The organism is Nocardia sp. CDC160 (assembly GCF_035818795.1).
GTDB lineage: Bacteria > Actinomycetota > Actinomycetes > Mycobacteriales > Mycobacteriaceae > Nocardia.
This window is the reverse complement of the sequence record NZ_JAYKYT010000004.1, coordinates 543,836-556,325: the sequence shown is the minus strand read 5'-3', so window position 1 is coordinate 556,325 and position 12,490 is coordinate 543,836. Positions and strand designations below refer to the sequence as shown.

Annotated in this window: 10 protein-coding genes, 1 pseudogene and 1 riboswitch; of the genes and pseudogenes, 5 read left to right on the top strand and 6 right to left on the bottom strand. The window is 67.4% G+C overall.

The window, feature by feature from the left end; translation table 11 throughout:
- Positions 1-15: 15 nt before the first annotated feature.
- A pseudogene (locus VMT40_RS24070) lies at positions 16-813 on the top strand (helix-turn-helix transcriptional regulator); the annotation flags it as partial.
- 51 nt (positions 814-864) lie between these two features.
- Here VMT40_RS24070 and VMT40_RS24065 read toward each other — a convergent pair.
- Positions 865-1,356: an RDD family protein gene (locus VMT40_RS24065; RefSeq protein ID WP_326360952.1), complete on the bottom strand. Its 492-nt coding sequence runs from the start codon at positions 1,354-1,356 to the stop codon at positions 865-867.
- A gap of 216 nt (positions 1,357-1,572) precedes the next feature.
- Between VMT40_RS24065 and VMT40_RS24060 the strand changes: the two genes are divergently transcribed.
- A complete protein-coding gene (locus tag VMT40_RS24060) occupies positions 1,573-2,337 on the top strand; it encodes an SDR family NAD(P)-dependent oxidoreductase (protein ID WP_326360951.1) in 765 nt (254 codons plus the stop codon).
- Between the two features lie 7 nt (positions 2,338-2,344).
- Here VMT40_RS24060 and VMT40_RS24055 read toward each other — a convergent pair whose 3' ends face one another.
- From VMT40_RS24055 to VMT40_RS24040, 4 genes are all read right to left on the bottom strand, one after another.
- On the bottom strand, positions 2,345-3,664 hold the full coding sequence (locus tag VMT40_RS24055; RefSeq protein ID WP_326360950.1) for an ABC transporter ATP-binding protein: 1,320 nt from the start codon (positions 3,662-3,664) through the stop codon (positions 2,345-2,347).
- A gap of 14 nt (positions 3,665-3,678) precedes the next feature.
- The gene (locus VMT40_RS24050) at positions 3,679-5,418 is read right to left on the bottom strand and encodes an ABC transporter permease (protein WP_326360949.1); all 1,740 of its coding nucleotides are present in this window, start codon (positions 5,416-5,418) and stop codon (positions 3,679-3,681) included.
- Positions 5,415-6,128: an MgtC/SapB family protein gene (locus VMT40_RS24045; RefSeq protein WP_326360948.1), complete on the bottom strand. Its 714-nt coding sequence runs from the start codon at positions 6,126-6,128 to the stop codon at positions 5,415-5,417. The genes VMT40_RS24050 and VMT40_RS24045 overlap by 4 nt, the downstream gene beginning before the upstream one ends.
- A gap of 205 nt (positions 6,129-6,333) precedes the next feature.
- A riboswitch (M-box (ykoK) riboswitch) is annotated at positions 6,334-6,505 on the bottom strand.
- A 108-nt stretch (positions 6,506-6,613) separates the two neighbouring features.
- Positions 6,614-7,837 (bottom strand): MFS transporter, encoded by a 1,224-nt coding sequence (locus VMT40_RS24040; RefSeq protein WP_326360946.1) that lies wholly within the window; start codon positions 7,835-7,837, stop codon positions 6,614-6,616.
- A gap of 86 nt (positions 7,838-7,923) precedes the next feature.
- Between VMT40_RS24040 and VMT40_RS24035 the strand changes: the two genes are divergently transcribed.
- Both VMT40_RS24035 and VMT40_RS24030 read left to right on the top strand, forming a co-directional pair.
- Positions 7,924-8,265, top strand: coding sequence for an ArsR/SmtB family transcription factor (locus VMT40_RS24035; RefSeq protein ID WP_326360944.1), 342 nt, complete (start codon positions 7,924-7,926; stop codon positions 8,263-8,265).
- Between the two features lie 244 nt (positions 8,266-8,509).
- Positions 8,510-9,505 carry a hypothetical protein gene (locus VMT40_RS24030; protein WP_326360943.1) on the top strand — a complete coding sequence of 332 codons (996 nt, stop codon included), beginning with the start codon at positions 8,510-8,512 and terminating at the stop codon, positions 9,503-9,505.
- Positions 9,506-9,578: 73 nt separating this feature from the next.
- Here VMT40_RS24030 and VMT40_RS24025 read toward each other — a convergent pair whose 3' ends face one another.
- Complete coding sequence (locus VMT40_RS24025) at positions 9,579-10,115, bottom strand: NUDIX hydrolase (protein WP_326360942.1); 537 nt, start codon at positions 10,113-10,115, stop codon at positions 9,579-9,581.
- Positions 10,116-10,573: 458 nt separating this feature from the next.
- Between VMT40_RS24025 and VMT40_RS24020 the strand changes: the two genes are divergently transcribed.
- Positions 10,574-12,442 carry a Na+/H+ antiporter gene (locus tag VMT40_RS24020; RefSeq protein ID WP_326360941.1) on the top strand — a complete coding sequence of 623 codons (1,869 nt, stop codon included), beginning with the start codon at positions 10,574-10,576 and terminating at the stop codon, positions 12,440-12,442.
- The last annotated feature ends 48 nt before the right edge of the window (positions 12,443-12,490 follow it).

The window sequence follows — 12,490 nt, the reverse complement described above, 5'->3', positions numbered from 1 at the left end:
TTGTTAGCGTGAGGTATGAACACCGAGGCCGTACGCCGCGACCAGCTGCGAGAATTTCTGCGAGACAGGCGCTCCCGGGTCACCCCCGACCAGGTCGGACTGCCCGCCGCCGGACGCCGCCGCACCCCGGGGCTGCGGCGGGAAGAAGTCGCGGTGCTCGCCGGAGTCGGCGTGTCGTGGTACACGTGGCTCGAACAGGGGCGCGACATCACCGTCTCCGGTGAGGTTCTCGACGCGGTCGCCGGTGCCTTGCGTCTCGATGCCGCCGAACGCGCCCACCTCTACGTGCTCGCCGGACTCAACCCGCCGTGTCACGCCGTCGACAGCGGCCCCGATATCGCCCCGGCGTTGCGCAATCTGCTCGACGCGTGGGATCCGCGTCCGGCGGTGCTGCGCGACCGCTACTGGAATGTGCTGGCCTTCAACGACAGTGCCCGCGCCGTATTCGGCTACACCGGGCCGGGGCACAACTGTTTGATCACCTATTTCACCAGCCCGCGCTACCTGGCGATGCGTCAGGTGTGGGCCGAGGCCGCCCCCGCGGTCGTGGCCGCCTACCGCGCCGACTCCGCCCGCTGCCCCGGCGACCCCGGATTCGAGGCGGTCCTGACCGAACTGTCCAGTCACAGTGCCGAATTCGCGGCCCTGTGGGCGCGCCACGATGTCGGCACCCCCACCCAATCGGTCAATGCCCTGCACCACCCCGAGGTCGGCGACCTCTTCTTCGACACCACCACCGTGACCATCACCGACCAACCCGACCGCCACATCGTCCTCTACAACCCGCGCCCCGACAGCGGTACCGCCGAAGCCCTCGATCGGCTTCGGCGGCTACGGCTGGCTTCCCGGCCTGAACCCGGCGGTCTAACCCTTCACGACCTGGGTGCCGTCGGCGAAATTGTCGTGCCAGCCCTGCTTGGTCGGGCTCGCGCTCACCGTCACCGCGATGGCGATGGCCGCGCAGAACCACAGCAGGCCACCGACCCACGGGATCAGGTTGAGCAGCATGTAGGCGTTGCGCTTGGCCGACTCGGCCAGACTCGGCCGGGGCGCGCCACCGGAACCGTTGACGTGCAGGCCCAGCAGCTTCTTACCCGGCGTCGCACCGGTGAGCACCTCGAAGGCCACGAAGTACAGGAATCCGAAGCCCGCCCCGGGGATGATGGAGGCCCAGCCGGGCAGGCCCGACGCGTGGTCGAGCGCCCAGAACACGATGCCGCCAACGATTCCGGCGATGATCCAGTCGATGAACCGCGCCACCGCGCGAGTGCCCAGGCCCGCCGGAGTAACCCCGACGATCGGACCCGCGTACGGCTGTCCTGTGTAGGGCTCGTACCCGTATCCACCCGTGGTCATGATTTCTCCTTGCCTCGACCACACGAAAAGCTCTCTCACCATCGTGCGCGGCGCGGCCGCCCGGGCGCATCAGGGAATCCCCTGGCACCGACCCTGAACTTGCAGGTCACCCGAGAATGACGCAGGTCACGCGCCAGTGAGGTGGAAGGTGGTGGTGACACACCCACGATAACCGCGCACTGTTTACCCGCGATGCGTACCGGCAGGGTGAAAGCCATGACGCACAACGGATTCCGATTCCAGAACAAGATCGCACTCATCACCGGTGGCAGCAGCGGCATGGGCCTGGCCACCGCTCACCGGCTCATCGCCGAGGGCGCACAGGTGATCATCACCGGGCGCGACAAGACCCGCTTGGACACGGCGGCGGAAAACCTGGGGGAGCGCGCGGTCGCGATCGCCGGGGATGCCACCGACGCCGAGGACCTCGCGGCGCTCACGCGCACGATCGGCGAACGATTCGGTCGTCTCGATGTGGTGTTCGCCAACGCCGGAATCGGTGCCTTCCAACCGATTTGGGCCGTCACCACCGACGAGTTCGACCGGGTGGTGGCGATCAACTTCAAGTCCGTGTTCTTCACCGTGCAACACACCCTGCCGCTGCTGGTCGACGGGGGAGCGATCGTCATCAACGCCTCGTTCGCGCTGTATCGAGGAGCGCCCGGCACCGCCCTGTACTCGGCGACCAAGGCCGCGGTGCACAATCTGACCCGCGCGCTCACCGCGGAGTTGGCGCCCAGGGGAATTCGCGTGAACTCGGTCAGCCCCGGCTACATCGACACTCCCGCCTATCGGGCCGAGACCTCGCCCGAGGCACAGGCGGCCGCGGCGTCGATGGTGGCGGCCGGGCGCATCGGCTCCAGCGACGAGGTCGCCGCCGCCGTCGCGTTCCTGGCCTCCGACGACGCCTCCTACGTGACCGGACAGGACCTGATCATCGACGGCGGTTTGACCACCGTCCTACCGATCGCCATGGCCTGAGCACCGCTCAGGAGGCGCGCAGGTCGGCGGCCGGGTCGGCGGTGATCCGGCCCGAATCGGTGTCGTAGTCATACAACTCGGCATAGCGGCCCCAGTCGATGGCCAACTCCAACTGCCTCCGCGCATCCTCATCGGAGAACCCGCGCTTCAACAAATCCAGAATGAAATCCGCGCGCACGGTCTCGTCGCTGCTGCCCACCAACGCCGAACAGATCGTGCGAACCAGGGGAGCGCGGCGGCGGGCCTGCGCGGCGAAAATCGCCTTACTGGCCTGAATATCGGCATTGGTGAAGTTCGCCCCGACATTGGTCAAGATCACGTCACCGGATTCCACCAGCAGAAAACCCAGCAGCGCGGCGGCATCGACCAAAGGCATCAGATCGTCGAGCTCGAAATTGAGTTCATCGGCGACCACCGGCAGATCCGCGCGCCCGCTATTGCCGTAGACCAGTTCGAGCAGACCCGCGATCCCGCCGACCGAGGCATCGGGCAGCGGCACCGCGAACGGGGTCGAGGTATCGGCCGGAGCCACCGCGATATCGGTGTCACGCCCGGTCAACAACCCGTAGATCTGATCGACCAGCGCGACGAAACCCGGCGCGCGGCGATTGCGCGGACGCGGCTGATCGACGGTGATCTCGGCGATGATGCGCCCGGGATTGGACCCCAACACCACCACCCGGTCGGCCAACTGCACCGCCTCCTCGATGTTGTGGGTGACGATGCAGATGCATTTGGTGGGAAAGTCCTTGGCCGACCACAGATTCACCAGTTCGGTGCGCAGGTTCTCCGCGGTCAGCACATCCAGCGCCGAGAACGGCTCGTCCATCAGCAACAGGTCCGGCTCCAGCACCAGGGCGCGCGCGAACCCGACGCGCTGGCGCATCCCGCCCGACAGCTCCTTGGGATAGGCGGTCTCGAAACCGTCGAGACCGATGCGGTCGATCGCGTCGAGGGCACGCTGGCGGCGCCGGGCGGGGCTGATGCCGCGCGCGGCCAAACCCAACTCCACATTGTCCTGCACGCTCAGCCACGGCATCAGCGCGAAGGACTGAAACACCAGCGCCGCACCGGGATTGGAGCCGCGCAACGGCTCATTCCGATAGCGCACCTCGCCCTTGGTGGGTGCGAGCAGGCCCGCGATCAGCCGCAACAGCGTGGACTTGCCCGAGCCCGACCGGCCCAGCAACGCCACGATCTCGCCCTCGCGCAGTTGCAGATTCACCCCGTCGAGCACATTCAGCGGCTCCCCGGACGCGCCGGTGAACGACATGTCGATGTGCTCGAGGTCGATGAGGACCTCGCCGGCGGCAACGGTATTGGTCATGGTGGCCTCCTTGGTTACAGCGAGTAGCGGCGCTGGGCCAGGGCGTAGAGTCGCCGCCAGAACAGCCGGTTGATGCCCACCACGAACGTGCTCATGACCAGCACTCCGATGAGGATCTGCGGGCCGTCACCGACGCGGGTGGCCTCGGCGATGTAGGCGCCCAGACCCGTCGCGGTCAAGGTGGTGTCACCGGAGGAGACGATCTCGGCGACGATCGAGGCATTCCACGCCCCGCCCGCCGCGGTGATCGCGCCGGTGACGAAACTGGGGAAGATCGCGGGCAGAATCAGCTTGCGCCACCACAGGTTTCGCGGCAGCCGCAGATTCGCCGCCGCCTCGCGCAGATCATTGGGCACCGCCGAGGCTCCGGCGATCACATTGAACAGGATGTACCACTGCGCGCCCAACGCCATCAGCAGGATCGACGCCCACTGCAGGCTCGCGCCCGTGGCCACCAGCACGCCGGTCACCAGCGGGAACAAGAAGTTGGCGGGAAAGCTCGCCAACACCTGCACGATCGGCTGTGCCAGGCGAGACACCTTGGGGTTCAACCCGATCCACACCCCGATCGGCACCCAGACGATCGTCGCGAAGATCAGCAGCACGATCACGCGCAGCAGGGTCAGCAGCCCCAGCCACGCGGCATGGCCGACCTCCCCGAATCCGGCGGTCGTGGCGATGTAGCGGGCCATGGCGAACACACCGGCGACCAGCGCCCCACCCACCACGACCGTGAACACGATATCGGCGGCGCGCCGCCGCGTGGCGGGGACATACAGCGGATACTCGGCCAGCCCGAAAATGCGCATGAACCGGTCCACCGGATACACCAACGGCCCGAAGATCCGCCCGAGCAGTCCGGGAATATGGCTGCGGCGCAACAGATCCAGCATCAGGCTGCGCGGAGCGTCGGCGGATTCGGTGTCCTCGACCCGGAATCGCTCGGCCCACACCGTCAGCGGCCGCCAGAACAGCACATTGAGCCCGACCACCATGACGATCATGACGACGATCGCCAGCACCATCCGTCCGGTCTGGGACTGCGCGTTGGCGCTGGCCACATACGAGCCGATGCCCGGCAGCGCGAACGAGCGATTGTTGACGCTGATCGCCTCCGACGCGGTCAGGAAGAACCAGCCGCCACCGAAACTCATCATCCCGTTCCACACCAGCGGAAACATCCCCGAGGGCACATCCACCCGCCAGAACCGCTGCCAGCGCGACAACCGCAGATTGCGGGAGGCCTCATCGAGCTCACGCGGCTGCGACACCAGCGAATGATGGAACGCGAAGGCCATGTTCCAGGCCTGCGAGGTGAAGATCGCGAAAATCGACGCGCACTCCAAACCCAATGACGAACCCGGGAACAGGGCAATGAATCCGGCCACGGTCACCGACAAGAAACCCAGCACCGGCACCGACTGCAGAATATCGAGCGCGGGCAACAACACCTTCTCCGCGCGCGGCAGCCGCGCGGCCGCGGTCGCGTAGACGAAGGTGAACACGATCGAGAGCCCCAACGCGGCGAACATGCGCAGCAGCGAGCGCGCCGCATAGTAGGGCAGCTCGCTCGGATCGGTGGAAATCGTTGTGGGCGCGGTGTTCTCGTCGAAGGGCACATGCATGCCCGCCGACACCTTCACCACGATCCAGATCAGCACCGCCGCGCCCGCGAACACCGCGATATCGGCCCACCGCGAGCGCGGCCGATCCAACACCCCGCGCGAGGGATAGGACCGCAGCGTCGCGTTCACTGCTCGGTCTCCACCGGCGGGGCCACCGTGCGCCAGCCGACACTGGTCACCGACGGCTCGAGGCTCAACCGGCTCACCGCGGCCTCCATCTGCCGGTCGTCGCGCCGGTCACCGGTCAACTCCGCGCGCACCTGCACCCGGCCCGCGGTGGTGTCATGACTCGAGATCGAGTTCAACCGGAAATCGGTGCGCGTCAACGACTGCACCAGCAGCGCCCGCACATGCGCCTCGTGCGCGTCATCGGTGTCGGCGGTGAACGCGTAGAGCGCCTCGTGGGCCTCGGGGCCGTCGCTGAGCGGGCGATCCACCGACCGCGCCACCGTGCGCAGCGCGGTGTTCACCACGACCACCGCCACCGTGCCCGCCGCCGCGGTCGAATACATGCCCGCACCGGCGAGTGAACCCACCGCCGCCGAGCACCACAGCGTCGCGGCGGTATTGAGGCCGCGAATATTGAACCCGTCGCGCAGGATCACACCCGCGCCCAAGAAGCCGATACCGGAAACGATCTGTGCCGCAACGCGAGTCGGGTCGGCGTCACTGCCATGGAAGCCGTGCGCGGACAGCAGCACGAACAGGGTCGCACCGGCGGCGACGAGCGCGTTGGTGCGCAGCCCGGCCATGCGGGCGCGCCACTGGCGCTCGAACCCGATCACCGCACCCAGCCCGACACCGGTGCCGAGTCGCAGCAGCATTTCCCACGTGGTCATTGCGATCTCCGAAAAGGGGATGACGGCGCACTCCGACCTCGGACGCTACAGGGATGCCGGTAGCGAACGGCAGATTGCGGAGGTGTCGCCTAGTGAACGATTGGCTAACGGAACACGATCCGGACCATCGGGCACGACCACCACCTCCTCGACGCACAACACACGCGTGCCAACAGGGTGGGACCAGCGCGAATTCGCTGGAAACGGGCACCACCCCTCGTAAGACCTTCAGCACTCCACGGCGTGAACCCGCCAGGGCGGGAGCCGGTCGGGGCGGCCCCTTAACTCGGGGCAACCTGTCCTGATCCGGGGCGTCTCTCGACGTTCGGGATCGCCGGCCTATATCCGTGAAGGAGCCTCGGCTAACGACGGCACCTTGCGCCGACGAGTTAACACCCCGATTGGCGAGAAGGCAACCTGATGTGAGCGTGGTCGCCGCTGCCAGGACACCGCGGACAGATTGCTGGCGGAGATGCAGGCTGGGGCTAGCTCGACCGGACCAGGGTCGGTCGCAGGGCGAGGCGGAGCAGGCACGCCACCGCGACGGCGGCGGCGAACAGTTGCACCGCGTGCAAGGTGCCGGTGGTTCCGGCGAGCAGGCCGACGCCGATGACCGGGCCGCCGGTGCCGCAGTAGCCCATGACGTAGTAGGTCGAGAGGACATCGGCGTGGCGGTCGGCGGGGGCGGCGGCGTTGACGGCGGTCAGGCCCGATAGGAACGCCAGGCCGTGACCGGCTCCGGCCAGGAGCGTGGCCGCCAGCAGCAGTGTCAGCGAGGAGACCGCGCCTGCCAATGCGAGCAAGGCCAGTCCCGCGGCCAGTAGTGGGAGGCCCGTATGTTCCAGGGCCCGTTCGGATTTCCCGTACCCGATCAGTTGGGCCACCGACCAGGCCACCGGGAGGACGGCTGCGGCGGCACTGCCGACCACCAGATTCGAACTGCCCGACAGGGTCGCGGCGTAGGTGGGGACCAGGGTCAGGAACACTCCGACCACCGCGAAACCCAGAAACGCCGCCGACCCGGCCGCGGCGAAGGTGCGGCCCATGCCGGAGGGAATGCTGGGCCGTCGCGGCCGCCACCGACCGCCGGTGCGCACCGAGGGCAGCATGGCCAGGAACACCCCCGCGGGGATCAGCAGCACCAGATGCACGACGAACGGGGTCACATAAGGCTGCGGAAAATATTGCGCCACAACAGCACCCAGCATCGGGCCCACGCCCATGCCGCCCGCCGTCGCCATGGCCGACACCAGCGCGGCCCGGCGTCGATCACCGCGCGGTTCCACCTCGCTGATCGCGGCGGTCAGCGCTCCCGAGGCCGCGCCCATCGCCACCCCCTGTAGGATCCGCGCCGCGAACAACCACACCAGACCGGTGGCCAGCGCGAAGGCCAGCGTGCCCAATGCCGCCACCGCCAGCGCGGGCAGCAGAATCGTGCGGCGGCCCAACGCATCCGAGGCCGGACCCGCCACCAGCAGCGACGGAATCAACGCGCCGACATACGCGGCGAAGACCAGGGTCAGCATCAGCGGGGAGAACCCGAAACGCTGCGCATAGCCGTGATACAGCGGCGTCGCGAGATTGGTGCCGGTGAACAGGATCAGCAGCGCGTAGGCCGCACCCCAGAATCTCAGTCGGCTCCCGACCGGTGAATCCTGCTGTGCCACCGGTACTCCGGTGTCGGCGGCAGGGGATTGCTCGATCGCCACGGTTCCTCCCAACCTCGTTATGTTCGACGATTCCGAACATAACAGGATGTTCGGATTTTGTGAACATGTGGATTATCATTGCCCCCATGGCAAGCCGAACCGCCACCGAACTGGTGCACCCCGCCCGCGCCGACCTGCGGTTCACCACCGTCCTGGCCGCCCTCGCCGACCCCGTCCGCCTCACCATCGTCACCCGCCTGGCCGCCGCCGGGGGCGAGGAACTGGCCTGCTCGACCTTCGACCTCCCGGTCAGCAAATCCACCCAGAGCGGCCACTTCAAAACCCTCCGCGAAGCCGGAATCATCGCCCAACGCGACGAAGGCACCCGCCGCCTCAACCGCCTCCGCACCGAAGACCTCGAAGCCCGCTTCCCCGGCCTGCTCGCCATGGCAATCACCCACGGCCCCACCGCAATTGTGCGCGGCTAACGGGGGAGAAGTCACTTACCGTCCGACACTCGTGCTCGACCACGGTCATCCAGCCGAGGTGAGGCCGCACGCGGTGTCACCGTGTGCCAGAGCCGAAGTCGCACCAGATCGTCGATGTCGGGTATGGGACCTACGGTCCACCCAGCGGCATCGCCGCGAGGCGGGCACGGGCAGGCCGATAGTGTCGATATCGCGTCTCGAATGATCCTTACCCTGCACGCAGCGCGAAGCTACCGTCACCGCCATGGTGCCTGAGACAGAACAGGTTGCGCTGGGGTGGCCGCGCCCGCGGGTGACCAGGATCGAGCCGCGGGGGAAGCTGCTGCGACTTGTGCCCGGAGCCATCCAAGTTCGATACGCGCTGGCGGTGCATCCCCGGCTGATCTCCACGTTGTTCGCGCTCGAGGGTCCGCTGGAGTTCGGGCAGTGGGCGCTGGTGTCCTTGCGCCATCGCGATCTGGAACTGGCTGTGCTGCGGGCGAATTGGAACTGCGGGCATTTCTATCATTGGTCTGCGCACGGGGCCTGGGCGTACGTGCGGGGCTTGGCGAGCGGTCACCGGCCGCGCTGGGCCGCGCAACTCAATGAGGCGATCAAGATTGGGCCGACGGCGGAGTTCTGGGACCCGCGACAGGCCGCCTTGCTGACCGCGTACGACGAACTGCACCGGGATCGGGCCATGAGCCGCGAGAGCGTGCGGGCACTGCGCGAATTCGGGTTCTCGGACAAGCAGTTGACCGAGATCGCGTTCGTGACAGGTCATTACCAATTGCTCGGCATGATGTTGGAAAGTGCCGGTGCGCCCGGCGAACCCCTCATGCGCCCACTGATGGGCTCGCCCGACGACACCTGGTCGCCCGTGCCACGTATTCGCCGCACACCCGACCGGCTGCCGGGCACCGCCGCGATGTGGCTGCCCGGCGATACCGTCGAGATCGCCACCCATCCGATGTTGGCGTGGGCCTTGCGCGTTTTCGACCGCGCGCTCGGCCGGATTTGCAGCATCGACCGCGACGAATTGGCCGCGGCCCTGCGTGGCGAGCTCGGCACCGGCTCACGGCAGGCGGTGCTGACGCGTGCGGTGGGTGAACTCGACACCGAATACTTCCTCAGCGACGACACCTGGATCGCGCTGCGCGAGCACTACACCGAAGCGCAGCTGCTCGAGCTGTGCTTGTTCGTCGGGCACTCCCTCACCCACGTCATGCTCGCGAACACCGTTCGGGCCCTGCGTAACTGAGGCGCAAGACCCTCAGCCGCGATACATCCCGCGATAGGCGTCGACACCGTACGTCGACTGACCCACCCGTCGCCTACCCGAGATACGGACCTGTCCGGCGCTCGGCATGGTGCTGGAGACGAAGCCGGACCGTGTCGTGCACCGGCAAGTCCGCGAGCTCATCCAAGCTGAGGAACCGGACCGAGGTTGATTCGTTGCTGACTTCGATTCGGCCGCCGACGACACGGCCGTAGTAGGTGATGTTGAACTCTTGGCGGATCTCCCCGTCCTGGTACGCGATGACGTGCTCGGGATCGGTGTAGATGCCGAGCAGCCCGGTGATTTCGATGTCCAGACCCGTCTCTTCCTTGGTCTCCCGAATGACGCACTGCTCCAACGTCTCTCCGATGTCCATGACACCGCCGGGAAAGCTCCAATTACCGGAGTCACTGCGGCGCTGCATGAGAATCTTGCCGTCCGCGCCTATCACCAACGCGGAACCGCCAGGGACCAAGCTGTTCGCCTTCGGGGCGTTCGGGTCTCGGTAGTAGTCACGCCGTGAGCCCATGGGCCCTCCTTGTGGGTTCGCGGTAAGGATCGCAAGGGGCGAGGGGGTGATCTTGCTGATCATGAGGGGTGGGGTGGGTGGGTTGTGGGGTGGGCGAAGCTGCTGAGTCGGCGTTGGGTGGGGGGACGCGATAAGGTGCGCTGGGTCGAGTTCAGTAGTCGGGCAGGGAGTTTCACCATCAGCATCGAGCGAACTGCGGGTTTGCCTGTGGGCCTGCATGTTACGAGGACCGTGTGTAATGCCGCTACGGGCGTGCTGTTCGGGGCGGGGGTGGTCGCCATATTGGCGGGGACCTATAGCGGTGTCGGGGTGGATTTGAAGTTGGTGGGGGTCGGGTTGTGGGTGTTGGCGCTCATTGCTCGGATCGGGGTGTTCGCGATTACGCGGTCGCGGACCGGGCACGCCGAATAGGGGCACGTATCGCGGCCGTGTAGGGCCGGAGGTCGTGCGGTGAGGGCGGGGTTGTTCGCCCGTGGCGAGCCGGTGCCGGGATCGGGGGTCGCGGCTGGCACGATGTTGCTGTGGAGTGGGCGTTCGGTCTGGTTGTGCTGGTGTCGGGGGCGGTGGCGCTGGCCGCCGGTGCGCGTCGGCTGGGGTTGGGCGAGCCGTTCGTGCTCACCGTGGCCGGGGTGATCGCCTCGTATCTGCCGTTCGTGCCCGAGTTCGACATCGAGCCCGAGCTGGTGTTGCTGGGTCTGCTGCCGCCGCTGCTCTACACCACCGCGATCCGCACCTCGCTCATCGATTTCCGTCCCAAGAAGGTCTCGATCACCCTGCTGTCGGTGGGGTTGGTGCTGTTCACCGCGTTCGCGGTGGGCGGTGTGGTGTATTGGCTGCTGCCGGTGCCGTTCTCGGCGGCGGTCGCCATCGGCGCGATCGTGGCCCCGCCCGATGCGGTCGCGGCCACCGCCGTCGCGCGGCGAGTCGGGATGCCGCGCCGAATCGTGACCCTGCTCGAGGGCGAATCGCTGTTCAACGACGCCACCGCACTGGTCACCCTGCGCACCGCGGTGGCGGCCATGGCGGGCAGCATCACCCTGTGGGAGGCGGGCGCGGATTTCCTCGGCGCGGCCGGGGGCGGTGCCCTCATCGGTGTCATCGCGGCGATGATGCTGGCGTTCCTGCGCCGCCGCATCACCGATCCTGTGCTCGACACCAGCGTCTCGCTGCTGGCCCCCTGGATCGCGTATCTGCCCGCCGAAGCCGTGCACGCCTCCGGTGTCATCGCCGTGGTCACCTGCGGTCTCATCCTGGGTCACGGTGCGCCGCAATGGCAGAGCGCGGCCTCGCGCATCGCCGAGCACACCAACTGGCGCACCATCCAGTTCCTGCTCGAGAGCGCGGTTTTCCTGCTCATCGGCCTGCAGGTGCGTCATCTGGTCGAGGCCGCCTGGCACAGCGGACTCCCGCATTCGACGCTGCTGGCGACCTGTGTGGCCGTGTTGGTGACCGTGATCGTGGTGCGCCCGATCTGGGTGTACCCCGCGACCTACCTGGCCTGGCAGGTCGAGGGCAGGCGACAGGGCAAACCCAAGCCGCACTGGACCGGTCCGGCTGTGGTGGCGTGGGCGGGCATGCGCGGTGTGGTGACCCTGGCCGCGGCCCTGCTGCTGCCCGCCGATACCCCCGAACTGGCGATCCTGCAGCTGCTGGCGGTCGTGGTGGTGGGCGGAACGTTGCTGCTGCAAGGACTTTCGCTGCCCGCCCTGGTGCGAGTGCTCAAACTGCGCGGCCCCAGCCAGGCCGAAGACCTACTGCAGGAAGCGAATCTGCTGCAGCAGGCCACCGCCGCGGGACTGAAGGCCCTCGAGGAGAACATCGCCCCCGAAACCCCACCCGATGTGGTCGACGCCCTGCGCAACCGAGTCGTGGTGCGCGCCCAGGCGGCGTGGGAATTGCTGGGCCGCTCCGAATCCCAGCGCGTGACCCCCAGCGGTGAATACCGCCGCCTGCGCCTGGCCATGCTGGCCGCCGAACGCGAGACGGTACTGCGCATCCGCGATGCCGGTCAGGTCGATCAGGAAGTGCTGCAGGCGGTGATGGCCACCCTCGATATCGAGGAATCCACCATCGACCGCATTTCCGAGGCCGAGGACGACGACGGTCTGCCCCTGAGCTCCCCGCTCACCGCCGGTGCCTGCGAGCATCTGCGCGAGGCTCCCTGCGTGCGCGTGCCCGACACCCCCGACGCCTGCGGCGAATGCCTCGACGAGGGCCTGGTTTGGGTCCATCTGCGCATGTGCCTGGACTGCGGCCACGTCGCCTGCTGTGACTCCTCGCCCGGCAATCACGCCACCAAGCACTTCAACAACACCGGACACCCGGTCATGCGCAGCGTCGAGCCAGGTGAGTCTTGGCGCTGGTGCTACCTGGACGAATTGCTCGGCTAGACGCCGGTTTCCATACCGTGACCTGCACCCCTTGACTTTCCCATCGGG